Raw genomic sequence first — 24,735 nt, 5'->3', positions numbered from 1 at the left:
TGATATGAAGTTGTTCTTGCATTATGCACGACGCAGCTGCGTACTGCCAGATGAATTGCCGCGGGCGTGAGCGGCGAGCCGATGCTCGATGTCTGGGAGCCTCGGACATACTGAGTAGACAATTACTGTGTTGGAGTGCGTTATGTCGGTGAGGTCGGGAATCCTCGCGGTGTTGAGCCTCGGTACGGCCTATGGCTCCCAGGTGCACGGCGAGGTCGAAACGCGCATGCACAGAGTCGGCTCCATCAACGTCGGTCAGATCTACTCGACCCTCGACAGACTTCAAGCGCAGGGCTCCGTGGTCAACGCCGGCATGACGGGCGACGGACTGCCTCTTTACGCTCTCACTCCTCAGGGTCGCCACGAGGTGTCCTCCTGGCTGATCGAGGCCGATGCCCGCGCCGGATGGACGGACTTCGTCGGTCATGTGCTTCTCGTGGCGTCTCTTCCCGACGCGCCGGTCGGCGCTCTGATCGACGCGTATCGACAGGTGCACACGCGCCCCACTCCGTCGGCAGACGGCGACGAGGGGCCTCTCGACGACCTCGGCGTCAGAAGCGGTGAGATCCTGTCGGCCGCGGCGCTGGCGTGGCTCGACGAGGTGCAGGATGTGCTGACGCGGGTCGACTGCACGCGTCCGCTGGGCAGCTTTCGTCCGCGACGGGGCCGTCGTCCGCGCCGCGAGGACGGCTAGGACGCCCGGTCTGAGCGCACGAAGAGCGACGCGGGCAACAGGCGGGCTCGTCGGCGTGTCGACTGTTCCGCCTCATCGCGGATCGAATTCTCGATGGAGATCAACCACTCTCTGATCTGCGCTCGCTCGAGTCCTCCCGCGGGAGCGCCGCGGGAGTCCGCATACTGCTCGCGTTCGACGGCACGACGTAACGCGTCCACCTGTGCACGAGGAATGCGGCGCAGCGCGAGCAGCCTTTGAGCGAATTCACCCGGGGTGTCTCCGCGCGACACCTCGATGCCGAAGTCGCGTGCGAAGTCCTGGAGTTCCCACCACGCTCGTGTCGCCGGTGCATGCGACCGGCTGAGCGACTCGAGAAGACGTCGCCTTCGCCACGCTCTGATCGTCGCCGGAACGAGGCCCGCCAGGCACACGCCGACCGCGACGGCCAAGACGGTCAACCACCCCCGCAGTTGCGCCGACGATCGGGTATCTGCCGTTGATGATTGAGCCGCCGGGTCGGTGTCCTCGCGGGCTTGCGCGGTGGGAGTGGTCTCAGACGCCTCGGGTGCTGGAGCGGTGGATTGCGGCGTCTGTTGGGCGAATGCCGGCACGGAGTACGCGGGAACGGAGATCCCGAGGCTCGGTGTCGGCTCGAACGGCAACCACCCGATGCCCTCGAAGTACAGTTCCGGCCAGGAATGCAGCTGGTCGGTGAGCACCTCGTATTGGGCTTCTCCGTCTACATAGCTGGACGCGGCCGAGCTGGGAAAGTATCCGATGGCGATGCGAGACGGGATTCCGAGCACGCGCGCCATCGTGGCCATCGATGCGGCGAAGTGCACGCAATAGCCGCTCTTGACCTCGAGGAAGGCCGCCTGCGCTTCGGCGTTCGTGCCGTCGAAGGACTCGTCGACGGGTGTGTCGACGGAGTAGGTGAATTGCCCCGAGGTGAAGTAGGACTGCAGCGCCACCGCCCGGTCGTAGTTGGTCGTGGCTCCGCCAGCGACATCGTTGGCTACCTCGGTGACGATGGCCGGAAGATCGGGGGGAAGCGCAAGCAGCGGGCTCAGACTCGGCGGGATCGTGCTGCCGGCGGCGGCCAGCTGCTCGGCCGTGGGCACGAGAGTCAAACTGTCGACCGAGTAGTCGTCTCCCCTGCTGTCGTTGCGGCTGTCGGGGAGAGAGACGACGCCCGTATCGGGGTCGGCAGTCCAGCCACGGCCCGCGTTGTTGAGCGCCGTCGCCGGATAGGGAAGGGGTAGCCACTCGCTCCGCAGCCCCTCGATCGATACGTCGGTGGTGACCGTCGAGGTCTCCACCTCGTCTGCCAGGCCGCTCGGACGCGCCAGCCGCTCGAACAAGCCGTCCGACGAGTCGTTCGGCTGCCAGGTTCCCGTCGAGAAGTCGTTCAGGTCGACCATCTTGAGGTAGAGGGGCTTGTCGGACGTGGTCGTGTAGCGCAGCGACACGATCGGCGTGGTGCGCCGAAGATCTCGTCCGAGCTGAATCACGGGGTCGACGCCCGCGCCGTAGACGGAGGGCAGGCGTCCGGAGTTCCTGGAGTCTGCGAATGCCTGGGCGGTCAGCCCTGGCGTCACAGACGGAATGATGAGGGCACACACGACGGCAGCGGCACCGAGAGCCAGCGCGGTTGCAGGAGAACGTCCGGCGCGGCTCACCGAACGGCCCTCGGGTCTGCCCTTGCCGTCGACTCGAGCCGCAATCCAGAGCAGGAGGAGGAATGAAGCCGTGGTCGCGATGAATCGGACCACGTCGACGTCGCGCGCCTGAACCGCCGAGGGCACTGCGAACAGCGTCAGCGCGAGGAGGCCGACGAAGGCGGGAAAGCGCACGACGACGGCCGCGTCTGCCACGATGGCCAGAAGGCCGCATGCCATGCAGATCAACTGCATGAGAGACGAGACGGGGTCGGCGGGAATCGTCTGTACCTGGATCTGGCCACCGGCGTCGGTGAAGCCCTGAATGAGCACGTCGATGGTCGCCGGTGTGGGAATGATGCCGGCGATCGCGGTGCCGGGCGCAAAGACCCATTGGCTGACGAGAATCCACACGACGAGTGCCGCGAGGATTCCGAGCGCAGGTCTCAGCCCCGAGGCTCGAACGGCCCAGGATGCGCCGACACAGACGGCGGCCATAGCCATGGCGGCGAACCACCATTCGGCTCCTTGGATGATGGGCGCGAGCCCCGCGAGCGGTATTCCTATCGTGAGGAGCACGGCGAGTGACACCATCCACGAGCCCCGTTGCCGCCGACGTCGGTCGAGGCGAGTGCGGGGGCTCATCGTACGATCCTCGCGCTGTCGAACTCCCATGCCGCAGACGGCGGCACCGCGGGCGACACGAGTCGAGCGGTCCATCCAGCGCGGGTCAGCCGCTCGCTGAGCAGCTGAGCCCATTCGGGCGCCGATTCGGAGGACCCGATCGCGACAGGATGCACGATGAAGGCGTGCGCTGCCGAACTCGCCGTCGCCGCCTGGGCGAGTGCATCGATCGACTGCCTGTCGACGTCTCCGAGCACGGCGAAGAGCGGCGGCAACTCGCCTGAGATTCGCCCGGCATCCGCAACGATGTCCCGAGCGGCCAGGGGCGGACGTCCCGAGTCGAGCTGGGCGTAGGCGCCCCGGAGAAGCAGATCTGCTGGTGAATCGTCGGCACGCTCGCCGGTGTGCGGTGTCGCGGAGTCCGGCGACTCCACGAGCACGACGCGGTACCCCTCGTGAAGGAGATGCACACCGATCGACACGGCCATCGACACCGCCCACTCGAACGTGTCCGACTGCGTTTCGGCGGCTGTGACGCGCCGGAAATTCGGAAAGCTCTCGGCACGGGTGTCGAGGACGACGACAGCCTCGTGGTCGGTGTGCTGGTCGTCTTGCCTCACCATCAGCTCGGAGTGCCGCGCCGTGGCCGGCCAGTGCACGCGTCGAATGCTGTCGCCCGTCTGGTATTTGCGGGCTATCACGTCTTGTTCGCCGCTCGCCGACGGGCGTCTCGATTGCATGGCCTGCCCGTCGCCGCTCGGGAGGCGGAATGATCCACGGGAGAGGGCCTCCACGCCCGGAGTGACGGTGAGTGTGTCGGAACCGCCCACGCTGAAGCGCCTGGTCGCGAGGCCGAAGGGGTCGCTGAATCGGATGGAGAGCGGACCGATCGCATGCCTGCCTCTACGAGGGGAATCGATGAGATAGCGCAGAGTCGTCAGACGCGGTGTGTCGGTTTCGAGCGAGCGGAATGCAGGGAGGGGTGGCAGCGTGGCTGTCGGACTCTGGCCGAGCGGTGCGGCTGCCTCGTCGTGCCAGAGCGCGCCGGGGGTGGGAACGATGCCCCAATTCTGCACCGAGAGGATGACCTCGCAGTCGGTACCCGCACTGGCCGTCTCAGGCGAGAAGCGCCGAACGACGGTGAGCTTGGGCTGGCGCACGGAGACGAGCATCAGGGAGAGAAGGGGTAGGGCCAAGGAGGCAGAGGCGGCGAAGGCGATCTCGCGCTGACCGAGCATCGGCGCGAGCGCGAACAGTGCAACGGAGGCGGCGAGAAAGCCCCATCCGCGAATCGTCAGGGTGGGCCACCGTAGTCCATGACGAGAACCGTTCATGCGAACGCGCATCGATCAGAGCGACCTGGCGGCGACGAGTGGCACCGGCGTCGACTGCACGATCCTGATCAAGGTCTCCTCGATCGCATCGACGCTGCTGCGATGGTCGGTCACCGACTTGCGTGTGGGAACGATGCGATGCCCCAATACGGGAACCACGAGCGCGTCGATGTCGTCGGGGAGGACGAAGTCCCGACCCTCGAGTGCCGCCGCGACTTTCGCCGCGCGCACGAGATGCAGAGTGGCTCGAGGGCTCGCTCCCAATCGCACCTCGGGATCGCGACGCGTCGCCTGCGCGATGTTCACCACGTATTGTTCGACGGCCCGAGAGACGAACACCTCGCGGGCGCACCGGGTCATCGCCAGAAGTTCGTCGCGGTCGACGACGGCGTCGATATCGTCGAGAGGGCTCTGCAACTCGCGATTGTGCAGCATGGCGAGTTCCGCCTCGGCGTCGGGGTATCCCATGGAGATCCGTGCCATGAATCGGTCGCGTTGCGCCTCGGGCAGCGCGAATGTCCCCTCCATCTCGATGGGGTTCTGGGTGGCGACGACGCTGAAGGGCGTATCGAGGCGGTGAGTCACTCCGTCGACGGAGACCTGCCGCTCCTCCATGCATTCGAGCAGGGCCGACTGTGTCTTGGGGGAGGCTCGGTTGATCTCGTCGGCGATCACGATATTGGCGAACACGGCGCCCGGTTTGAACTCGAAGCGATTCGCCTGCTGGTTGAAGATCGACACTCCCGTGACATCCGAGGGAAGCAGGTCGGGGGTGAACTGGATGCGACTGACGGACGCGCTGACCGAGCGAGCGAGGGCCTTGGCCAGAGTCGTCTTGCCCACGCCCGGAACATCTTCCACAAGGAGGTGTCCCTCGGCGAGGAGCACGATGAGCGACAACGTGGCGACATCGGTCTTGCCGTTGATCACTGCTTCGAGATTGGCCATGATCGAGCCGGAGAGCCGAGCGAACTCGTCGAGGTCGATATCGGCTGAGCTACGGGCGCTGGGCTGGGTGTTCGAATCGGGCAACAGGAAACTCCCTCGTTTCGCTCGATTCTAACCGCGGAAAATGAGGGAGTTCCCTGCCGGTTGCAAATTGCCGATCAGGTCAGGAGCGGTGAGCCGGATGGCCTGTCGTCAGATATTTCGCGCCCTCGTCCGGGTCGGTCAGCCACTCGGTGAACAGCATCACCATGTCGTCTCGGATCTGCACCTCACCCAGATCCGGGTGATCGATAAGAGCGGTGGTGACAAGACCCTCTTCTACGGGGAGGTAGCTCGACGCCCCTCGCCGGTACGCGGCCTGGGCCGACTGCAGATGCACAGCGAACGAGGGGCCGTAGTCTTCTCCGTCTCGGAAGACGCCCTGCGCCCAAGCGATGAGGTCGAAATCGGTCTTCGCGTCCCACGGACAGTTGCGGAGTGTCTTGTCGGTTTCCGAGAAGTAGCGGTACTTCAGTTCACCGTCGATCACCCAGTAGTTGGCATTGGCGATTCCGATGCCGATCGTCAGACTCGGCGTCTCGGGATCGAGCAACCGATAGGTGCTGATGTACGTGACGGATGCCGGCATGGGCGACTGCAGTGCGCGGGGAATGGGCGCGGGGATGCGAATCTCGAACGAACTGAACACGAGGCTCCTCCCCGGCGCGTGGCTGAATCGACTCTAACGCGTGCGCTGCACCCCATGAAACATGAGCGGCGTGCCGTGGGAGCCTCATCGAGCGCTGTGCTGCCGTTCCGAAACCGACCACCTGATGGCCCATGTCGATCCGCCCATCCCGACGACACGCCATCCTGCCTTTTCTGGCAGGGTGGAGCCGGAATGACTGCGCGTCCGCTGCGGCATCCGAGACCGTCCCTGCCAGGGATCCAGAGAGGTACCTATGGACAACGCCGAAATCGTCGGAATCCTCGTCATCGCCGGGATTGCACTCGTCGTCGCTGTCGTGGTGGTTCTCGTGCTGTTGCTGTTTGCACGCAGCTGGATCAAAGTGGCTCGAGCGGACGAGGCCCTTGTCATCTCGGGCCGAAAGCAGAAAGTTCAGCTCGCCGTCTTGAGCGCCGACGGTTCGAGCCGCGACGAGATGTCCGAGTCGCCCGTTACGGTCATCGTCAACGGTAAGTCGCTCGTCAACCCGATCACTCAGCGCCACGAGATCATCTCGCTTCGCTCTCGTCAGGTCTCCTTGAACGCTGAGGCCCAATCGCTCGACAGCGTGACGTTGAACGTCGACGGTGTGGCCATCGTGAAGATCGGATCCGATCCCCTGCTGGTGCGACGCGCGGCTGAGCGCTTCGCCTCGCAGGACGCCGCGATCGAGCAGTTCACCACCGAGCAGCTGGAAGGCGCGCTGCGTGGAATCGTCGCGACCCTGTCGGTTGTCGAACTCATGCGAGAGCGAAAGAAGTTCTCGGATCAGATCGCGGCCGACGTGTCTCAGGAGCTCGCTGAGCAGGGACTGATCCTGGACTCGTTCCAGATCAAGGGCATCACCGACAAGGTCGGCTACATCCAGTCGCTCGGCGCTCCGGAGATCCAGGCGAAACGCCAGGCTGCAGAGATCTCGCAGACCAACGCCGATCGGGCCATCAACCAGAAGAACATCGCCAACAAGGAGGCCAACCTCGTCGAGCAGACCGGCCTCGACACCAACACGGCCAACTCCAATGCCGGCATCGGCCGCGCTCGGGCCGAGGCGGAACAGGCCGAGAACCTCGCCCGCGAGCAGGCGCAGCAGGCCGTTCTCCAGCAGCAGGCAGAGAACCGTCAAGCCCAATTGGATGCCGACGTGAAGCGTGTCGCCGATGCTCAGCGATACGAGGCGGAGACACGTGCGCAGGCAGACCTGTATACCCGCGAGCGGGCAGCAGAGGCTGCGGCCATCGAGCAGGTCAAGCAGGCAGAAGCGCGTACCCGTATCGCCGAGCAGCAGGCGCAGGCAGACAAGGCCCGAGCCGACGGTGAGGCAGCGGCCGCGGTCGCCAAGGCGACCGGTGAGGCGAGTGCCCTTCGTGCACAGGCCGAGGCGGAGTCCGAGGCGCGGCGCCTGCGCGCCAATGCCGAGGCTGACGCCATCCGAGCTGAAGGTGACGCCCGCGCTGGTGCACTCGAAGCGGAAGCCAAGGCCATCGCCTCGAATCAGGAGGCCTTCCTCTCGCAGCGCGTTCTCGACGTGCTGCCGTCGATCATGGCCGAGTTCGCGAAGGGATACTCGGCGATAGGAAGCGTGTCGATCGTCGGCGGGTCGAGCGACGACGGAGCCTCGAATCTCGTCGGCGCGGACAGTGCGAAAGCATTGAAGTCGGTCTTCGACACCGTCAGCGCGGCGACGGGTCTCGATCTCGCGTCGATCCTTCAGGGACAGGCTGTCGGGCGAGGCATCGGCGAGGGCATGGCCGCGACCGCTCCCCCGACCCCCGCCGCGCCAAGCGCGCAGTGAGCAGCGACGCCGGGTGAAAGAAGGGCCGTCCCGCATACGCGGGGCGGCCCCCTGCTCAGACTTCTCGCGGGGTAGGGCGTGTGGGACTTGAACCCACGACCGACGGATTATGAGTCCGCTGCTCTAACCGGCTGAGCTAACGCCCCCTGCGGCCCGTGCGTCTGACGAGCTCAGACCGGATACCGACTCACCACATTACCGCTATTCGTGCGACGCACTCGGCGAGACGATGAGCGGGTCTGTGACGACCTCTCCTCGGTAGAGCTTCTCGAATGTGCTCAGGGTGCGCTGGATGTCGTGGGCGGCGATGAGGCGAAGCGATGCGTTCTTGAAGACATCGAGTTCGTCTTGAGGGAGCGTGAGGATGTCGGTGAGCCGGTCGGCCATCTGCTGCGCGTCGCCGGGAGCGAACAGGTGTCCGTTCTCTCCGTCGCGCACGAGATGGGGAAGGGCCATCGCATCGGCGGCCACGACCGGCAAGCCCGACGCCATCGCCTCCATCGTCGCGATGCTCTGCAATTCGGCGATGGAGGGCATGGCGAAGACGGTCGCACGCGTGTAGGCGTCGCGTAGTTCCTGCTCGGTGACGTACCCCGTGAAGGTGACGCGATCTGCGATACCCAGGGTGACGGCCATCGACTCGAGGCTCTTCTTCAGATCGCCACCGCCGACGATCTCCAACTGCGCGTCGAGATCTGCGGGCAGCAACGTCATGGCCTTCAACAGCACGTCGATCTGCTTCTCGCCGGTGACTCGGCCGACGAAGAGGATCCGGTTCTTCGGACGGACCGTGAAATCGGGCGTGTAGTTGTCGGCGTTGATTCCGCAGGAGATCGAGTAGACGTTGGTGAGCCCGGTGGACTTCTCGAGGAACTCGGCCGCCCGTCTCGTCGGCGTCGTGATCGCGCTGGCTCTGCCGAAGGTGCGCTTGGCCGCCTTCCATGCGAGCCCTACTGCCCAGTCCTGCCACGACTTCGGCAACAGGGTGAACTCGAGGAGGTTCTCGGGCATGAAGTGGTTGGTACCCACGATATGGATGTTGCGCTTCTCGGCCTCGATCGACAGTCCGCGACCCACGATGATGTGCGACTGGAAGTGCACGACGTCGGGCTTGACCGCGTCGAGGATCTTGGCGCTGTTCTGGTTGATGACCCAGGGCAACGCGAAGCGGAGCCAGTCATGCGGGTACCAGCGCCAGCTGCGCAGGCGATGCACGGTGATGGCGTGACCGTCGTACGTCTCGGTCCAGGTGCCGTGCTTCTTGGATGCCGCTGGAGCCACGACGTGGACGTCGTGCCCCCGGGACGCCATGCCCGACGCGAGACGCTCGGAAAATCGAGCGGATCCGTTGACGTCGGGAGAGAAGGTGTCGGCACCGATGACGATGCGAAGGGGCCGTTCGGAGGAAGCCGTCGACGGCACCTCCGCCGAGGCGGGACGTGGGTCGGAGGAATCTGACACGGAATGAACCTTCTGTTGAGAGACGGGGAGGTACGAGGCCCTGAGCGGGGCTCGGAGGACAAACTACCTTAGCGCTCGATCTGCGGGTGGTAGCGGGCGAGCCCGAAGACCCCGACGATGGCGATCGCGCCGGTGATGACGTAGCCGATCATCGCCCACCACGGCGCCTGAGCCGCCTCGCCGAGCACGAGGATGCCGATGGCGACGGCTATGAGTGGATCGACGACGGTGAGGCCGGCGACGACGAGATCGGGCGGACCAGAGGAATAGGCCGTCTGCACGAAGTAGCCGCCGAGGGCGAATGCGGCGACGAGTCCGGCGACGCAGACGAGCGTGAGCCACTCGAAGTCGCCCTGCTGTAACCGCTTGATGACGACCTTCGCGAGGGTCGCCACGAACCCGTAGAGCACGCCGGCACCGATGATGTAGCCGATCGCACGGACTCTACGGCGGAACACGATGAAGCCCGCGCCGAAGACCAGCAGAACGACCGCAAGGATCACGAGGATGACGGTGAGTTGCACCTCGGTGATCGGGCGATCCCGAGCCGTGAACGCCGCCAACACCACGAACAGGAACACGCCTCCCACGCACAGCACGATCGACAGGATCGACTTGCGGTCGAGATTGACCTTGCTGAGCCTGGCGTTGAGGAAGGCGGTCATGACGAGCGCGACGACGCCGAGCGGCTGCACGACGATGATGGGAGAGAAGCCGAGGCTCGTGAGTTGGAAGACGACCGCGAGTCCGAGCATCAGGGTGCCGAAGACCCAGGACGGCCGCGAGAGCAACGACCACAGCTGGGCCAGGTTCAGGCCGCTCGAGCCGGAGAGATTGGTCTTCGCTTCGACCTTGGCCACTCCGCGAGACTGGAACTGCGCGCCGAGGCTCAGGAAGACGGCACCGACGATCGCGATCGGAATGCCGATGAACTGAGCCGGATCGAGAGCGAACTGGTCCTGAATGTCGGTGAGTTCGGGAGGCACCCCCCGAGATTACCCTGACGACCGCGCCGATAGGCTTAGCGAATGGCTGTTCTCCCGATTCGAATCTCTGGAGACCCCGTTCTCCACTCCCCCGCATCTGACGTCACGGTCTTCGACGACACACTGCGCCAGCTGGTCGCCGACATGTTCGAGACGATGGATGCCGCGCCCGGCGTCGGTCTGGCCGCGCCGCAGGTCGGTGTGCCGCTGCGGCTCTTCACCTACGGGTGGGTCGACGACGACGACGTGGAGCACCGCGGTGTCGCCATCAACCCGGTTCTGCTGATCAGTCCGCCGCCCGTCGCCGAGAGCGACGAGGATTCCGACGCCGAAGGGTGTCTCTCGTTTCCCGGTGAGCGCTTTCCTCTCGTGCGGTCGACGGACGCTCTGCTGCGTGCCGTCGATCTCGATCAGAAGCCGTTCGAGATCGCCGCGAGCGGGTGGCTCGCCCGCATCTTCCAGCACGAGTTCGATCACCTGGGCGGCATCCTGTACGTCGACCGTCTCGAGTTCATCTACGGACGACGAGCTTCGAAGATCGCGCGCAAGCGGGGCTGGACCGAGCCCGGCAGCAGCTGGATGCCCGGGGTCGACGACCTCGACGCGTAACGAGGCCGCGGCGTCAGCTGAGGGCCCGGATGCCGGCCGCGACGGCCGCCGCGGCGACGACCACCACGATGAACGGCACGCGCAGGGCGAAGAGGACGGCGGCCATGAGGACCGCGGGCACTCGAGCGTCGAGCTGAAGCTGCTGCCCCTGGGCGAAGGTCTGCAGCGAGATGAGTGCCGCCAGCAGGGCGACCGTGAGCAGGTCGACCATGCGCGCCGGTGTGGGGCGCTCGATGAGACGCGCCGGCACAAGATAGCCGAGGCTCTTCAAGCCGAAGCAGATGATCGAGGCCAGAAGCACGACGTGCCATGCTGTCATGACTCCTCCCCCGTCCGGTTGCCAGACGCGCGCCGTCCCGATCCGAGCCAGTTCGTCGCTCCGAACACCACGGCGACGAGGGCGGCGACGAGGACGGGTAGCCCCGGCATCAGAACCGGCGTCAGGATCGCGGCCACGAACCCCGCAGCCACGGCCACGGCCTGAGCCTGCAGCTTGGCCAACCGTGGCCAGAGGAGGCCGAGGAACGCGGCGGCGGCGGCCGCATCGAGTCCGTAGGCGCTGACATCGCCGAGCAGGTCGCCGATCACGGCGCCGAGGAGGGTGGTGAGGTTCCATCCGACGTAGACGACGAGTCCCGTCGCCCAGAAGCCGATTCTCTGGGCACGCAGCGAGCCCTGAGCGCTCGAGACGGCCGTCGACTCGTCGATCGTCAGATGGGCCGCAGCCGCCCGGCGTAGAAAGCCTCGTCCGATGACGGGCGACATCCGGATCGCGTAGACGGCGTTCCGCGAGCCGAGCAGTGCGGCCGACGCGACGGCCGACGGCCACGCGGACAGACCGCCGGAGGCGAGAACACCCACAAGGGCGAATTGGGAGCCGCCCGTGAACATCACCAGGCTCAAGATCATCGTCTGCCAGATGTCCAAGCCGGCACCCACCGTGGCGAGCGCACCGAACGAGACTCCGTAGGCCGCCGTCGGCAATCCGACGGCGAGGGCGGCACGGTAGGCGCGTGTGTCGTCAGCGCTTCGGGCGCCCACGTGGCTGCGCGGACGAGGCGACACTCAGTACGACGACGCGTCGCGGAGCTCGATCGCCGCCGCGCGCTTGTACAGTCTGGAGCTCCTGACGGTGAGAAGAACGCCGAGCACGATCGGCACGCCGAGCATCAGCATGAGGGCGATGATCCTTCCGGCGATCTCGGCCCCGTTCACCTCGCTGGCGTTCTGAGACGACGACACTGCAGACCCGGCGACGGAGCCCAGGACCACGATGAGGAAGACGACCCAGGTGACGATCGCCCCGACCATGAAACGCCGTGCGCGACGCCGAAGCGTGAGGGGATTCTCGGACACGGCCGATGTGAAGGAATCGCTCATCGTTCTATTTTATGGGCGCTCGGGAACGAAAAAAGGCCACCAGGGGTGGAGCCCGTGGTGGCCTTTTCGCTCCCCGACTTGGACTCGAACCAAGAACCTGCCGGTTAACAGCCGGCTGCTCTGCCAATTGAGCTATCGAGGATTGCTGGAAACAGCGTAGTTACACTATCACCTATTCGGCGATGCCTTTGTCACGCTCATCGACCTCCACCAGTATCCCACAACTGGATCGACAACTCCGTCAACACCCCCGCCGCCGAGGAACGCCCGGGTGATGTCGAACACCCTCCGAGTCGGAAGGGGCCGGGTCATGGTAGGAGCATCCGCGCTGTGCGGCGTGACGATGAGATTCGGGGCGATCCAGGCGATACTGCCGCTCTGACGTGCATCGACGAGGGCGTTGGTGATGACGAGATCACCGCGACCGATGTCGACGACGAAGGCGGAATTCTTCATCGCATCGAACTGCGCCCGGCCGATGAGTCCGCGCGTGTCGTCGATGACGGAGGCGGCGAAGAAAGGCCAGGGTGAGCATCTTGCGATGCTATCCGGCGGTCACCGTTGGTCGCCGGAGACGGTGCGGGCGAGCCCCTGTACGTAGGGGTGGTGAGGATCCTCGAGCACCTCGTCGATCGTGCCGAGCCCCACGACCATGCCCTCGTGGAGCACGGCTATGCGGTCCACCGAGCGACGAAGTACATCGAGGTCATGGCTGATGATGATGGCGCTAGCCCCACGGTCGCGCTGGAGCGAGGCGATGACATCGACCACCTGTCCGCGAACGGAGACGTCAATGCCTGCGGTCGGCTCGTCGGCGACCAGGAACACCGGATCCATGACCAGGGCCCGGGCGACCGCCACTCGCTGTCGCTGTCCGCTGGAGAGCTCGTGCGGCAGCATGTTGAGCATTCCGACGGGCAGCAGCAGGCTGTCGAGGAGCGTCGCCGCGCGAAGCCCGGCGTCGTTGGCATCGAAGTGCTTGTCGCGCAGAAAAAGCGGTTCGGCGATGATCTCGGCGACCGTCATGTTCGAGGTCAAGGTAGACCCGGCATCCTGTGCGAGATGGCCGATGCCGAACGTGAGTCTGCTGAGTTTGCGACCCCGGGTGCGTTTGAGGTCGTAGCCGAGCACGGAGAGGGCCCCGCCGACGATGCGAGGCGCACCGTCTCGAGACGGCGCCAACGCGGCCGAGCCGGAGATCACCGAGGCGATCGTCGACTTGCCTGACCCACTCGATCCCACCAGGCCGATGATCTCGCCCGGGTCGACATTCAGCGTGAAGCCCTTGACCGCGGTGTGCGCGGAGCTGACGCTGTGTGCCGGATATTCGATCGTGACGTCAGACGCCGTCATTATCCGTTCGCTCATGGATACCGACCCTAGCCGTCGACCGCCTGAAGTCGGTGGAGCGCCTCGCGCCTCGTCTGCTGTTCGACCGGATCCGGAACGGGAAGCGACGCCAGAAGCCTCTGCGTGTAGGGGTGACGCGGAGAGCCCAGCACCTCGGCGCCCGTTCCCTCCTCGACGAGTTCACCCTTGTAGAGCACCGCTATGCGGTCGGCGAGCATGTCGACGACCGCGAGGTCGTGACTGATGAAGAGCGACGCGAATCCGAACTCCCTCTGCAACTCGGTGAAGAGCTCGAGTACCCGGGCCTGCACCGAGACGTCGAGAGCGCTGGTGGGCTCGTCGGCGATGAGTAGCTTCGGACGCAACGCGATCGACCGTGCCAGGCTCGCTCGTTGCCTCTGACCACCGCTGAGCTCGTGCGGGTACCGATCGCCGAATGCGCGGGGCAACTGCACGGCCTCGAGCAGCTCGTCGACCTGTGCGCGAGCGTCGCGGGTGTCTGCGGCCCGTCCGTGCACGACCAACGGCTCGGCCACGCACTCCGCAATGGTGAGCAGAGGATTGAAGCTCGACGCCGGGTCTTGGAACACGAAGCCGATGTCGACCCGGGCACTACGGAAGGAGCGTTCCTTGATGCCGAGCATCTCGCGTCCGAGCACGTTCAGCGACCCGCCTGTGACCTTCGAGAGGCCGGCGATCGCGCGGCCGATCGTGGTCTTTCCCGAGCCCGACTCCCCCACGAGACCCAGGACTTCTCCCTCTCTGATCTCGAAGGACACGCCGTTCACGGCACGGAAACCACCGCGGCCGAGGCGCCCGGGGTACTCGATGACCAGGTCGCGAGCGGCCACCACGGGCGTGCTCGAGGACGCCCGGTCCAGACGCTCCTGAGTTCGGACGGCAGCACGGGCCTCTCCTTGCCCGATGTGCGGAACAGCGGCGAGGAGCTGCTTCGTATAGTCGGCCTGGGGTGAGGCGAACAGGGTGCGGGAATCAGCTTCTTCGACGACCTTGCCCTGGTACATCACGACGACTCGATCGGCGAGGTCGGCGACCACGCCCATGTTGTGCGTGATCAGCACGATCGCGGTGTCGAACTCGTCGCGCAGGCGGCGCAGCAGATCGAGGATCTCCGCCTGCACGGTTACGTCGAGCGCTGTCGTGGGCTCGTCGGCGACGATGAGGCCCGGATTCAGAACCAGCGCCATGGCGATGACCACACGCTGCTTCTGGCCGCCCGAGAACTGGTGCGGGTAGTAGTTGACCCGGGTCTCGGGGTCGGGGATGCCTACCCGACGCAGGATGTCGATGGCCTGCTTCTTGGCATCGGCGCGCGACACCGAACCGTGCGCTCGGATACCTTCGGCGATCTGCCAGCCGACGGTGTAGACGGGGTTGAGGGCGGTCGACGGTTCCTGGAACACCATCGCGACGTCTTCGCCGCGGAGACCGCGCAGAGTGCCGGAGTTGGCTCCGACGATGTCGGTGGTGCGGCTGCGATCGCGGCTGCGCAAGAGGATCGACCCCGACGAGGTTGCCGTCGCCGGAACGAGGCCGAGGATCGACTTCGCGGTCACGCTCTTGCCGCTGCCGCTCTCGCCGACGATCGCGACGATCTCTCTCGGGCGAACGGCGATCGAGACACCGTCGACGGCGCGTACGGCACCGCCGTCGGTGGCGAAGGTCACGCGCAGATCGACGATCGAGACGATGTCCGACTCGTCGACGGACGGCTCGCTGGGGACTGCACTCATGAGACGCGCTCCTCGTCGTTCGTTGTCGCTCTGTCGTCGGCGACCACCGCCTGGCCGGTCGCTGCTGCACCGTGCGGTGCCGCTCCGTTGTCCGGAGCCGGCGCGCCGGTGTCGAGCGCCGCGCGGCGTCCGCGGAGGCGCGGGTCGGCGAGGTCGTTGAGGCTCTCGCCGAGAAGGGTGATGCCCAATACGGCGAGCACGATGGCGAGACCGGGGAACAGGGAGGTCCACCAGATTCCGCTCGTGACGTCGGAGAGGGACTTGTTGAGGTCGTAGCCCCATTCGGCGGCGGCCGTGGGCTCGATGCCGAAGCCGAGGAAGCCGAGGCCGGCGAGTGTCAGGAGGGCCTCCGACGAGTTGAGGGTCAGGAGGAGAGGAAGCGAGCGGGTGGCGTTGCGCAGCACGTGACGGAAGATGATGCGCGGCGCGCGCGTACCGATCACTTTGGCGGACTCGACGTAGGCCTCGCTCTTGATGCGCACCGTCTCGGCCCTGATCACGCGGAAATACTGCGGAATGAAGACGACGGTGATCGAGATCGACGCCGCCAGGATGCCTCCGAAGAGGTTGCTCTGACCGCCCGAGATCACGATCGACATGACGATGGCGAGCAGGAGCGAGGGGAAGGCGTAGATGGCGTCGCAGACGACGACCAGTACCCGGTCGAGCCAGCCTCCGATGTAGCCGGACACGAGTCCGAGGAAGATGCCGGCGAAGATCGAGAGGATGACCGAGACGACGATCGTGAGGATCGCGGTCTGGGCACCCCAGATCACCCGGGAGAGTACGTCGTAGCCGCCGACCGTCGTGCCCAGCAGATGCTCGGCGTTCGGTGCCTGCTGGGCGCCGAACGGGGTGCCGTCGGCACGCAGTTGGGCGAACCCGTAGGGCGCGAGCAGCGGGGCAAGCACCGCGGTGATCACGAAGACGCCCGTGATGACGACGCCCGCGATCAGCATGCCGCGCTGCAGGCCGATGCTGGAGCGCACCTCGGCGAACAGCGGGATGCGCGACGAGAGATTGCGACGCGGGCGGGGACGAGTGGTTGTGGTCGTCACGACTAGTACCTGACTCTCGGGTCGATCAGCGCGGCGATGATGTCCACGATGAAGTTGGTGACGGCGACGATCACGGCCAGGAGGGCGACGATGCCCTGCACGGCGACGAAGTCACGTGCCTGGAGGTATTGGGCCAGCTGGAAGCCGAGCCCCTTCCATTCGAATGTCGTCTCGGTCAACACCGCGCCGCCGAGCAGCAGTGCGATCTGCAGGCCGATGACGGTGATGATCGGAATCAGAGCGGGGCGATACGCGTGCTTGCGCACCAGCCGGAATTCCGTGACTCCGCGTGACCGTGCGGAGTCGACGTAGTCGGTTCCGAGGGTACCGATGAGGTTGGTGCGCACGAGCCTCAGGAACACGCCCGCGGTGAGAAGGCCGAGAGCGACCCCGGGAAGCACAGCGTGCGAGAGCACGTCGCCGATCACGTCGGGGTTGCCCGTCTGGATCGCGTCGATGAGATAGATGCCCGTCTTCGACTGCAGGAACTGCATCTGCAGCTCGGCGCCGGTGGAGGCGCGCCCCGCGACCGGGAGGATCTGGAACCAGACGGCGAACACGAGCTTGAGCAGGAGACCCGCGAAGAAGACCGGGGTCGCGTAGCAGAGGATCGCGAAGATACGCAGGAACGCGTCGGGCGCGCGGTCGCGGAACGAAGCGGCGACCATACCGAGCGGGATTCCGACGATGAACGCCACGATCAACGCGTAGAACGCGAGCTCGAGCGTAGCGCCGCCATAGGTCAGCAGCACCTGGGTGACGGGGCGGTTGTCGCTGAGGGTGTTGCCGAAGTTGCCGGTGAAGATGTTGCCGAGGTACTCGAGGTACTGAACGATGAGCGGGCGGTCGTAGCCCGCTTCATGGATGCGCTCCTGCAGCTGGGGACCGGTCAGCTTGCCGCCCAGGGCGGCCGTGATCGGGTCTCCGGTCGTGCGCATGAGCAGGAAGACGAGGGTCACGAGGATGAACACCGTCGGGATGATGAGCAGGAAGCGCACGAGGATGTAGCGGCCGAGGCCTCCCCCACCCGACGACGAGCTTCGCCGGAGTACGGCCGGGGGCGCGGCGGATGCCGGATCCGGAGAGCTGAGTTCTGCAGTCACGTGCGATGTCCTTCGGTAAAAACGACGGGTGACGTGACTCAGGGGCGAGGCGCCTGCGCGCCTCGCCCCTGAGCCACAATGCTAGACAGACTCTAGCCTGTGGCCGATCAGCCCTTGGTCAGGGCTCCGTAGCGGAACTTGAACGACGCGTCGAGCGTGTCCTTCGTTCCCTCGACGGTCGTTCCGGTGACCGCCACCTGGGCGCCCTGCAGGTACGGAACCGTCGAGAGGTCCGCAGCGACGGCATCCTGGATCTGTTCGATCAGGGCCGTGCGCTCCGCGGGGTCGGTCGTGACGGCCTGCTTGAGGATCAGGTCGTTGACGGCCGGGTTGTCGTAGTGATTGGCCAGGAAGTTCTCGGTCAGGAAGAACGGCGTCAGGTAGTTGTCGGCGTCGGAGTAGTCCGGGAACCAGCCGAGCTGGTACGACGGGTACACGTCGGTCGTGCGGTCCTTCGAGTACTGCACCCATTCGGTCGTCTCGAGGTTGACCGTGAAGAGACCGGTCGACTCGAGCTGATCCTTGATGAGCGCGTACTCGTCGCCCGAGGAGGGGCCGTAGTGGTCGTTGCTGTACTGCAGCGACAGCTCGACCGGGCCGGTGATGCCTGCGGCCTCGAGAGTGGACTTGGCCTTGTCGGCATCCGGGCCACCGTTTCCGTCGCCGTAGGGTGCCTTGAGCGACTCGGTCGCGCCCGTCAGACCTGCGGGAACGTAGGAGTAGAGCGGAGTGTACGTGCCCTTGTAGACCTGGTCGGCGATCTCATCGCGGTCGATGAGGTCGGCCACGGCCTGGCGCACAGCCAGGGCCTTGGCCGGGTCGGCCTCGGGCGTCTTGGCCCCGAACGGCTGCGTGTCGAAGTTGAAGACGATGTAGCGGATCTCGCCGCCGGGTCCGTCGACGACCTTGACCTTGTCGTTGCCCTTCAGGTCGTCGATGTCGGTCGCGGAGAGGCTACGGAAGGCCACATCGATGTTGCCCTCCTGGATGTCGAGCTTGAGGTTCGACGAGTCGGCGTAGTACTTGACGTTGACCTGGTCGGTCTTCGCCTTGCCCAGAACGCCGTCGTAGCCCGCGAACGCCTTGTACGAGATCAGGTTGTTGAAGTCGTAGCTGGCGATTTCGTACTGGCCGGCGAATGCCTTGCCCTTGACGATGTCCTCGTCGCTGGTGAGCTCCGTGGCCGAGAAGACGTCTTCGTCGACGATGGGACCGGCGGGGCTCGACAGGATCTGCGGGAAGACCTGGTCGTCGGCCGACTTGAGGGTGAAGACGACCGTGGTGTCGTCGGGTGCCGCGACCGAGTCGAGGTTGTACAGGAGCGACGCAGGGCCGTTCTCATCGTTGATGGCAAGCTGGCGATCGAACGAGAACTTCACGTCAGACGAGGTGAGGTCGTTGCCGTTGGCGAACTTCAGTCCGGGCTTCAGCTTGACGGTGTACTCGGTGGGCGCGGTGAACTCCGCGGACTCCGCGATGTCCGGTTTGACATCGGGGGTGCCGTAGGGCGTGTTCATCAGGAAGGGGAACACCTGGTTCATGACGGCGAAGGAGCCGTTGTCGTACGACCCGGCCGGATCGAGCACCGTGACCTTGTCGGTGGTACCGATGGTGATGGCGCTGCCGCCCGTGCTGCCGCCGTTCGAGCCGCCGGAGCACCCGGCGAGCACGAGGGCCACCGCTGCTGTTCCGGCGAGCGACGCGACGACTCGAGCCGTGCGTGTGGATGCGGATCTCATATCCGTCTACCTCTCTGGAGTGATGTTTCAGACACAGGTGCACCCCCTTATCGGGGCATACCGTGATTGCTGTACCCCAGTCATACCGCAGCGGACGAACTGTCACCAAGCTGACAGGGAGCGGGGAGGAACATGTTTACCGGATCGAAACAAGCCGGTTCCTGCCTCGCAGGAGCGCTTCGCTGCCATCGTCGGCTATTCGCGCAGCGCTCGCCTGTCGGCTTCGACCTGCATGAGCTGACGCTGCAGCGAACGGTGCTCTTCGGGCTGGGCGGTCGCATCGGTGCGCTGGAACTGCCCGAGCAACTCCTCTTTGCGACGCACCAGATCGCGTTCGATGAGCGAGAGCACCACCTGTTGCAGGTACACGTCGAGTTCGCGTTCGGGGCGTTCGGGCACGGGAGCGACGGCGAGCTGCGCGACGAGCGTCTTCACAGGATCGGGGACGGTCTCCTGGATGATCGATGCCCACTCGGGCTTGTCGAAGGAGTTGAGTCTCATGGCCACGGCGTCGCGTACCGCGGCCAATGCTCCGTTGCTGAACGCCACCGCCGTTCCCCGCGCCAGCAGGTCTTTGCCGACGCTGTTCGGGAACTGCAGCATCGCCATCAACGCATCGCGCTCGAGGCGGGTTGCCGTTGTGCTCGGCAGACTGGTCAGGGAGATGGCCACGGGCGGCGCGACCTCGAGCGAGGTGATGGATGCCGGCCCGCCCTCGGCGGCCGGGGCCAACCGCGGCGACTCGAGTTCTCGCGACGCGGCGTGCTCGCTCGACCTTCCCGCGGCATCCACTGCCCGCCCCACCTCGCCGAGGTCCATGCCGAGCAGACGCGCGAGCTCGCGAGCGTATCCGGGTCGGATAGAGGGATCTCGGATGTCGGCGACGACCGGAGCCGCTGCCCGCAGCGCGGCGACGCGGCCCTCGACCGTGTTGAGGTCGAAGGTCGAGAGGCGCTGCTTGATCACGAACTCGAACATGGGCTTCTTGCCCGTGACGAGACGACGCACCGCGTCGTCTCCTCGACCGAGCCGCAGGTCGCAGGGATCGAGCCCGTCGGGGGCCACGGCCACGTAGGTTTGCGCGGCGAAGCGGTGCTCCTCGCTGAAGGCACGCAGCACGGCTTTCTGGCCGGCGGCATCCGGGTCGAACGTGAAGATGACCTCGCCGAGCCCTGCCGTATCGTCGGAGAGCACGCGGCGCATGACCTTGATGTGGTCGACACCGAACGAGGTGCCGCAGGTGGCGACCGCGGTCGTGACCCCGGCGAGGTGGCAGGCCATCACATCGGTGTACCCCTCGACGATCACGACCTGGTGGCTCCGAGCGATGTCTCGCTTGGCCAGGTCGAGCCCGTAGAGCACCTGCGACTTGTGATACACGAGCGTCTCTGGCGTGTTCAGGTACTTGGGGCCCTTGTCGTCGTCGAGCAGGCGCCGCGCACCGAAGCCGACTGTCTGACCCGTCTGATCGCGGATCGGCCAGATGAGCCGCCCGCGAAACCTGTCGTAGCTGCCCTTCTCGCCCGTGCTGGTGAGGCCCGCCGCTGTGAGCTCGTCGGACGTGAACCCCTTGGAGCGGAGGTGCTTGCCGAGGATGTCCCAGCCTTTGGGTGCGAAGCCGACACCGAAGCGCTGCGCCGCCGACGCGTCGAAGCCCCGCTCGCCGAGGAACCGCCTGCCGACCTCTGCCTCGGGCGTCATGAGCTGCTCGATGAAGAACTCCCTGGCAGCGTCGTTGGCCGCCAGGAGTCGTGCCCGGCTGGAGTAGTCAGACGGGGCTCCCCCGTCTTCGTAGTGCAGCTCGAATCCGATGCGCGCGGCCATGCGCTCGACGGCCTCGCTGAACGAAACGTGATCCATCTTCTGCAGAAAGGTGAAGACGTCACCGCCTTCGCCGCAACCGAAGCAGTGGTAGTACCCCACCTGTGGGCGAACGTGGAAGCTCGGGCTGCGTTCGTCGTGGAACGGGCAGAGCCCCTTCATCGATCCCACGCCGGCACTCTTCAGCGTGACGTACTCTCCCACGACGTCGCCCAGGTTGATGCGCGACCTGACCTCGTCGATGTCGCGCCTCAGAATCAGTCCAGCCATCAGCCCAGCAGTCCCCTGCTCCAGGCGATCGCCGACTGATCGGTGAGGCTGGCCACCTGATCGACCACGACGCGCTTGCGCGCCGCGTCATCGGATGCTTCGCGCCAGTCGGCCGCGAACGCCACCTCGAGCGCACCCTCGCCGAGACGGAAGAGCTCGGTAGCGAGGGAGGTCAGGATGCCGCGCTGTTCGACGTAGAGCGGCTGGCGGGAGTCGCTGGCCATCACGTAGGCGGCGACGATGCCTTTCAGCACCGCGATCTGCGCCTCCACTGGCCGGGGAACGACGACGCGTCCGCCGAAACGGGCGAGTGCCTCTGCGGGGTACGCATCACGGGTAGCGGCCGTCGATCGGCCGGCGAACCTGCCGATCAGCTGGCTGGTGAGATTCTTCAATCGACCCTGGGCCAGCCGAGATCCGTCCCAGCCGTCGAGCCAGATCTCAAGGGAGGTGAGCTCGTCGAAGGCGGCGGTCAATTCGTCGCGGCTGAAGTCGTCGCCCACCCACGACGAGATCGCCGACACCAGATCGTCGTGATCGGCCCGCGCGCCCAGGGCGCCCACGTCGATGTACCCGGTCAGCACGGCGTCTTCGAAGTCGTGCACCGAGTAGGCGATGTCGTCGGAGAGGTCCATGACCTGGGCCTCGATGCACTTCTGGCCCGCGGGTGCACCCTGGCGAAGCCACCGGAAGGCGGCATCGTCTTCGGGATACACACCGTACTTCGCGCGACCGCTGGGGTCGCCGATCGCGTCGTCGATCGTCCACGGGTATTTGCAGCTCGCGTCGAGGCTGGCCCGGGTGAGGTTGAGTCCGGCGCTCGTGCCGTCGGCGTAGATGACTTTCGGCTCGAGTCGCGTGAGAATGCGCAGGCTCTGCGCATTGCCCTCGAAGCCGCCGATGTCGGCCGCCCACTCTGCGAGGGCGCGCTCGCCGTTGTGGCCGAAGGGCGGATGCCCCAGGTCATGGGCGAGACACGCCGTGTCGACCACGTCGGGGTCGAGCCCGAGACTCGTGGCGAGCTCGCGACCCACCTGGGCCACCTCGAGCGAATGCGTGAGGCGGTTGCGGGCGAAGTCGAGGTCGGCCGGCGAGAGCACCTGCGTCTTAGCGGCGAGTCGACGGAAGGCGCTCGAATGCAGGATGCGTGCGCGGTCGCGCGCGAAATCGCTGCGGCGCGACGAGTGCTGCTCGGCGACGATGCGTTCGCTGTCGCGCGGCTCGTACCCCGCGGGGAGAACGGTCGGCGCGGTGGCGATGTCGGAGGTGGTCGGCATGGCTCTATCCACCGCTGTGGTGCAGTTCGGCGCTCGCCAGTTCGGCGCGCTCGGGCAGATCGAGTTCGCGGGAATCGAGCCACTTGTCGGGCAGCGACGGCCGTTTCGGTGAACCCGCCCGACCTCGCGGACCCTCTGCGTCGATGCCCGGGTAGGGCAGCGAGCCGTCGAGCGTCGCGAGAACGGCGTCCATCTCTGCGAGCGATTTCACCATGCTGAGGCTCGCGCGAACCTCATGGCCCACCGGATACCCCTTGAAGTACCAGGCGACGTGCTTGCGGATATCGCGGCAGGCACGGTCTTCGTCTTCGAAGAACTCCGAGAGCAGCTCGGTGTGCCGACGGATCGCCCCGGCCACCTCTCCGAGCGTCGGCGCGGCGCGCGACTCACGAGCGACGGATGCGTCGAGGCGGCCGCTGCGAACCCGGAACGCATCGGCGAGATCGCCGAAGAGCCAGGGACGACCGAGGCACCCTCGCCCGACGACGACGCCGTCGCATCCGGTCTCGTCGACCATGCGGATGGCGTCGTCGGCCGACCAGATGTCGCCGTTGCCGAGCACCGGGATGCTCGTGATCGTCTCTTTGAGCTTCGTGATCGCCGACCAGTCGGCCTGGCCCGAGTAGAAGTCTGCTGCCGTGCGCGCGTGCAGCGCGATGGATTTCACGCCCGCGCCCTCCGCGGCCTTGGCCGCCTCGAGGTACGTGAGGTGATCATCGTCGATGCCTTTGCGCATCTTGACCGTGACCGGAATGTCGCCAGCTGCGTCAACTGCCTCTTCGACGATCTGCCGGAAGAGCCCCAGCTTCCAGGGCAGGGCGGAGCCGCCGCCCTTGCGGGTGACCTTCGCCACCGGGCATCCGAAGTTCATGTCGATGTGGTCGGCGAGATTCTCCTCGACCAGCATGGTGACGGCCTGGCGCATCGTGGCGGGGTCGACTCCGTAGAGCTGGATGGAGCGCAGCGTCTCGGACGGGTGATGGCGGATGAGTCGCATGGACTCGGGGGTGCGCTCGACGAGCGCGCGGCTCGTGATCATCTCACTGACGTAGAGCCCTGCGCCGTATTCGCGGCAGAGCCGTCGGTATGCGGTGTTGGTGATGCCCGCCATCGGCGCGAGCACGACGGGTACGTCGAGCTCGATCGGCCCGATGCGGAGGGCGGGAGCCGGAGTGACGGCCGTATCGGCCGGTGCGAGGGAGGAATTCATGACTCGTCGATTCTCCCAGACATTTGAGGGGGCGGGGTCAGGCGCGGTGACGACTGTGAACGAGGGCTCAGGTCGGGTCGATGACGCAGACGCCGTCGACGCACAGCGCGCCGGATGCGCCGACCATGCGCAGACCTGGCGCATCCGGCGTGGCCAGCGTCGGTGTCGTCGTGGCCTCGGTCGAGTCGCCGGCCTCGGCGGCCGACGTCATGCCTGCACCGATTCTGCGGAGCCGTCGCGCTCGAGCGCCACCTGACCGAATACCTCGACGAAGGTGGTCGCGTCCTGTGCGCCCGATACGCCGTACTTGCCGTCGATCACGAAGAAGGGCACGCCCTGGATTCCGTACTCCTGAGCCTGACGCTGATCGGCGCGGACGGCGGCCAGGTACTCCCCCGATTCGAGCGATCGCACGACGTCGTCTCGATCGAGTCCGATCTCTGCGGCGAGGTCGGCCAGGTCGTCTACGCGGCCGACGTTGCGGCCCTCTTCAAAGTAGGCCTTCAGGAGTCTCTCCTTGGCCTGCAGCTGCAGACCTTTCGACTTCGCGTAGTGAATGAGCTCGTGCGCCTTCACCGTGTTGGCGTGCTGCAGGGCGTCGTAGTCGTAGTGCAGCCCGACGTCTTCGGCGATGCCCACGACGCGAGTGAGCATCTGCCTGGCCTGTTCGACCGGAATGCCCTTGTGCTGGGAGAGGAACTCGACCTCGTCGCCGTCGAAGTCGACGGGCGTATCGGGCGAGAGCTCGAAGCTGTGGTACTCGATCTCGACCGCAGGGGTACCGGGCTGCGTCGCGAACGCCTCGACGCCGGCCTCGAGCTTGCGCTTGCCGATGTAGCACCAGGGGCACGCGATGTCGCTCCAGACATCGACTTTGATGGAAGCGGGGGCAGCGGGGGTCTGAAGATCGGTCACGGTGGGTCGAACGGATGCCCGTGGTCGGCTATTCCCGAAAGGTCGGTCGCCGGCCGGAAGATTT

General features: G+C 66.0%; 23 protein-coding genes and 2 tRNA genes. 3 read left to right on the top strand and 22 right to left on the bottom strand.

All coding sequences use genetic code 11. The features are described from left to right. Positions 1-142 precede the first annotated feature (142 nt). Positions 143-694: a PadR family transcriptional regulator gene (locus tag ASE64_RS12745; RefSeq protein WP_055781088.1), complete on the top strand. Its 552-nt coding sequence runs from the start codon at positions 143-145 to the stop codon at positions 692-694. Here the strand turns inward: ASE64_RS12745 and ASE64_RS12740 are convergent. The 4 genes from ASE64_RS12740 to ASE64_RS12725 form a co-directional block, all read right to left on the bottom strand. Further along, positions 691-2,979 carry a transglutaminase TgpA family protein gene (locus tag ASE64_RS12740; RefSeq protein WP_162234572.1) on the bottom strand — a complete coding sequence of 763 codons (2,289 nt, stop codon included), beginning with the start codon at positions 2,977-2,979 and terminating at the stop codon, positions 691-693. The two genes, ASE64_RS12745 and ASE64_RS12740, sit on opposite strands and share 4 nt — an antisense overlap. Further along, the gene (locus ASE64_RS12735; protein WP_055781083.1) at positions 2,976-4,292 is read right to left on the bottom strand and encodes a DUF58 domain-containing protein; all 1,317 of its coding nucleotides are present in this window, start codon (positions 4,290-4,292) and stop codon (positions 2,976-2,978) included. Before ASE64_RS12735 ends, ASE64_RS12740 begins: the two co-directional genes overlap by 4 nt. 15 nt (positions 4,293-4,307) lie before the next feature. Continuing rightward, the gene (locus ASE64_RS12730; RefSeq protein WP_082466362.1) at positions 4,308-5,240 is read right to left on the bottom strand and encodes an AAA family ATPase; all 933 of its coding nucleotides are present in this window, start codon (positions 5,238-5,240) and stop codon (positions 4,308-4,310) included. 163 nt (positions 5,241-5,403) lie between these two features. Further along, positions 5,404-5,928 carry a hypothetical protein gene (locus tag ASE64_RS12725; RefSeq protein ID WP_055781080.1) on the bottom strand — a complete coding sequence of 175 codons (525 nt, stop codon included), beginning with the start codon at positions 5,926-5,928 and terminating at the stop codon, positions 5,404-5,406. A 253-nt stretch (positions 5,929-6,181) separates the two neighbouring features. On the opposite strand from ASE64_RS12725, the gene ASE64_RS12720 reads away from it, so the two are divergent. Continuing rightward, the gene (locus ASE64_RS12720; protein WP_055781077.1) at positions 6,182-7,738 is read left to right on the top strand and encodes an SPFH domain-containing protein; all 1,557 of its coding nucleotides are present in this window, start codon (positions 6,182-6,184) and stop codon (positions 7,736-7,738) included. Between the two features lie 72 nt (positions 7,739-7,810). Here ASE64_RS12720 and ASE64_RS12715 read toward each other — a convergent pair. The 3 genes from ASE64_RS12715 to ASE64_RS12705 form a co-directional block, all read right to left on the bottom strand. Next, positions 7,811-7,884, bottom strand: a tRNA-Ile gene (locus tag ASE64_RS12715). 55 nt (positions 7,885-7,939) lie between these two features. Then, positions 7,940-9,199: a glycosyltransferase gene (locus ASE64_RS12710; protein ID WP_442853836.1), complete on the bottom strand. Its 1,260-nt coding sequence runs from the start codon at positions 9,197-9,199 to the stop codon at positions 7,940-7,942. Positions 9,200-9,267: 68 nt separating this feature from the next. Beyond that, on the bottom strand, positions 9,268-10,185 hold the full coding sequence (locus ASE64_RS12705) for a DMT family transporter (protein WP_055781071.1): 918 nt from the start codon (positions 10,183-10,185) through the stop codon (positions 9,268-9,270). Positions 10,186-10,227: 42 nt separating this feature from the next. Here ASE64_RS12705 and def point away from each other — a divergent pair, with 42 nt between their 5' ends. After that, positions 10,228-10,794, top strand: coding sequence for a peptide deformylase (def, locus tag ASE64_RS12700; RefSeq protein ID WP_055781067.1), 567 nt, complete (start codon positions 10,228-10,230; stop codon positions 10,792-10,794). A 13-nt stretch (positions 10,795-10,807) separates the two neighbouring features. On the opposite strand, the gene ASE64_RS12695 is transcribed toward def, so the two are convergent. From ASE64_RS12695 to ASE64_RS12630, 15 genes are all read right to left on the bottom strand, one after another. After that, positions 10,808-11,113: an AzlD domain-containing protein gene (locus tag ASE64_RS12695; RefSeq protein WP_055781065.1), complete on the bottom strand. Its 306-nt coding sequence runs from the start codon at positions 11,111-11,113 to the stop codon at positions 10,808-10,810. Then, on the bottom strand, positions 11,110-11,835 hold the full coding sequence (locus tag ASE64_RS12690) for an AzlC family ABC transporter permease (protein ID WP_055782012.1): 726 nt from the start codon (positions 11,833-11,835) through the stop codon (positions 11,110-11,112). Before ASE64_RS12690 ends, ASE64_RS12695 begins: the two co-directional genes overlap by 4 nt. A 24-nt stretch (positions 11,836-11,859) precedes the next feature. Further along, positions 11,860-12,174 carry a hypothetical protein gene (locus tag ASE64_RS12685; RefSeq protein WP_055781062.1) on the bottom strand — a complete coding sequence of 105 codons (315 nt, stop codon included), beginning with the start codon at positions 12,172-12,174 and terminating at the stop codon, positions 11,860-11,862. A 69-nt stretch (positions 12,175-12,243) separates the two neighbouring features. Then, a tRNA-Asn gene (locus ASE64_RS12680) sits at positions 12,244-12,316 on the bottom strand. Positions 12,317-12,342: 26 nt separating this feature from the next. Then, on the bottom strand, positions 12,343-12,675 hold the full coding sequence (locus tag ASE64_RS12675; protein ID WP_268750586.1) for an NAD(P)-dependent oxidoreductase: 333 nt from the start codon (positions 12,673-12,675) through the stop codon (positions 12,343-12,345). Positions 12,676-12,729: 54 nt separating this feature from the next. Beyond that, positions 12,730-13,542 (bottom strand): ATP-binding cassette domain-containing protein, encoded by an 813-nt coding sequence (locus ASE64_RS12670; protein ID WP_082466269.1) that lies wholly within the window; start codon positions 13,540-13,542, stop codon positions 12,730-12,732. A gap of 11 nt (positions 13,543-13,553) precedes the next feature. Then, entirely contained in the window at positions 13,554-15,278 is a 1,725-nt protein-coding gene (locus tag ASE64_RS12665; protein ID WP_055781053.1) for a dipeptide ABC transporter ATP-binding protein, read from the bottom strand. Continuing rightward, positions 15,275-16,336, bottom strand: a complete 1,062-nt coding sequence (locus ASE64_RS12660; RefSeq protein ID WP_055781050.1) for an ABC transporter permease — start codon at positions 16,334-16,336, stop codon at positions 15,275-15,277. Before ASE64_RS12660 ends, ASE64_RS12665 begins: the two co-directional genes overlap by 4 nt. A gap of 2 nt (positions 16,337-16,338) precedes the next feature. After that, on the bottom strand, positions 16,339-17,439 hold the full coding sequence (locus ASE64_RS12655; protein WP_055781047.1) for an ABC transporter permease: 1,101 nt from the start codon (positions 17,437-17,439) through the stop codon (positions 16,339-16,341). Between the two features lie 107 nt (positions 17,440-17,546). Continuing rightward, positions 17,547-19,178: an ABC transporter substrate-binding protein gene (locus tag ASE64_RS12650; RefSeq protein ID WP_055781045.1), complete on the bottom strand. Its 1,632-nt coding sequence runs from the start codon at positions 19,176-19,178 to the stop codon at positions 17,547-17,549. Positions 19,179-19,373: 195 nt separating this feature from the next. Beyond that, positions 19,374-21,269 (bottom strand): DNA primase, encoded by a 1,896-nt coding sequence (gene dnaG / locus ASE64_RS12645; RefSeq protein WP_055781041.1) that lies wholly within the window; start codon positions 21,267-21,269, stop codon positions 19,374-19,376. Then, on the bottom strand, positions 21,269-22,546 hold the full coding sequence (locus tag ASE64_RS12640) for a deoxyguanosinetriphosphate triphosphohydrolase (protein ID WP_055781038.1): 1,278 nt from the start codon (positions 22,544-22,546) through the stop codon (positions 21,269-21,271). The genes dnaG and ASE64_RS12640 overlap by 1 nt, the downstream gene beginning before the upstream one ends. A gap of 4 nt (positions 22,547-22,550) precedes the next feature. Beyond that, on the bottom strand, positions 22,551-23,756 hold the full coding sequence (gene dusB, locus ASE64_RS12635; protein ID WP_055781035.1) for a tRNA dihydrouridine synthase DusB: 1,206 nt from the start codon (positions 23,754-23,756) through the stop codon (positions 22,551-22,553). Between the two features lie 67 nt (positions 23,757-23,823). Next, a complete protein-coding gene (locus ASE64_RS17490) occupies positions 23,824-23,967 on the bottom strand; it encodes a hypothetical protein (protein ID WP_156351879.1) in 144 nt (47 codons plus the stop codon). Next, on the bottom strand, positions 23,964-24,671 hold the full coding sequence (locus tag ASE64_RS12630) for a DsbA family oxidoreductase (protein WP_235480616.1): 708 nt from the start codon (positions 24,669-24,671) through the stop codon (positions 23,964-23,966). Before ASE64_RS12630 ends, ASE64_RS17490 begins: the two co-directional genes overlap by 4 nt. Between the last annotated feature and the right edge of the window lie 64 nt (positions 24,672-24,735).

Source organism: Agreia sp. Leaf210, from assembly GCF_001421485.1.
In the GTDB taxonomy this organism is placed as follows: Bacteria; Actinomycetota; Actinomycetes; order Actinomycetales; family Microbacteriaceae; genus Agreia.
Note: the sequence above shows the minus strand (reverse complement) of the source record. Positions and strands in the feature narration are given on the sequence as shown.

What these genes read in the sequence shown, in the direction of transcription:
- ASE64_RS12745 (WP_055781088.1), top strand. Translation starts at nt 143, where the DNA reads ATGTCGGTGAGGTCGGGAATCCTCGCGGTGTTGAGCCTCGGTACGGCC.
- ASE64_RS12740 (WP_162234572.1), bottom strand. Translation starts at nt 2,979, where the DNA reads ATGAGCCCCCGCACTCGCCTCGACCGACGTCGGCGGCAACGGGGCTCG.
- ASE64_RS12735 (WP_055781083.1), bottom strand. Translation starts at nt 4,292, where the DNA reads ATGAACGGTTCTCGTCATGGACTACGGTGGCCCACCCTGACGATTCGC.
- ASE64_RS12730 (WP_082466362.1), bottom strand. Translation starts at nt 5,240, where the DNA reads ATGGCCAATCTCGAAGCAGTGATCAACGGCAAGACCGATGTCGCCACG.
- ASE64_RS12720 (WP_055781077.1), top strand. Translation starts at nt 6,182, where the DNA reads ATGGACAACGCCGAAATCGTCGGAATCCTCGTCATCGCCGGGATTGCA.
- def (WP_055781067.1), top strand. Translation starts at nt 10,228, where the DNA reads ATGGCTGTTCTCCCGATTCGAATCTCTGGAGACCCCGTTCTCCACTCC.
- ASE64_RS12695 (WP_055781065.1), bottom strand. Translation starts at nt 11,113, where the DNA reads ATGACAGCATGGCACGTCGTGCTTCTGGCCTCGATCATCTGCTTCGGC.
- ASE64_RS12685 (WP_055781062.1), bottom strand. Translation starts at nt 12,174, where the DNA reads ATGAGCGATTCCTTCACATCGGCCGTGTCCGAGAATCCCCTCACGCTT.
- ASE64_RS12670 (WP_082466269.1), bottom strand. Translation starts at nt 13,542, where the DNA reads ATGAGCGAACGGATAATGACGGCGTCTGACGTCACGATCGAATATCCG.
- ASE64_RS12665 (WP_055781053.1), bottom strand. Translation starts at nt 15,278, where the DNA reads ATGAGTGCAGTCCCCAGCGAGCCGTCCGTCGACGAGTCGGACATCGTC.
- ASE64_RS12650 (WP_055781045.1), bottom strand. Translation starts at nt 19,178, where the DNA reads ATGAGATCCGCATCCACACGCACGGCTCGAGTCGTCGCGTCGCTCGCC.
- dnaG (WP_055781041.1), bottom strand. Translation starts at nt 21,269, where the DNA reads ATGGCTGGACTGATTCTGAGGCGCGACATCGACGAGGTCAGGTCGCGC.
- ASE64_RS12640 (WP_055781038.1), bottom strand. Translation starts at nt 22,546, where the DNA reads ATGCCGACCACCTCCGACATCGCCACCGCGCCGACCGTTCTCCCCGCG.
- dusB (WP_055781035.1), bottom strand. Translation starts at nt 23,756, where the DNA reads ATGAATTCCTCCCTCGCACCGGCCGATACGGCCGTCACTCCGGCTCCC.
- ASE64_RS17490 (WP_156351879.1), bottom strand. Translation starts at nt 23,967, where the DNA reads ATGACGTCGGCCGCCGAGGCCGGCGACTCGACCGAGGCCACGACGACA.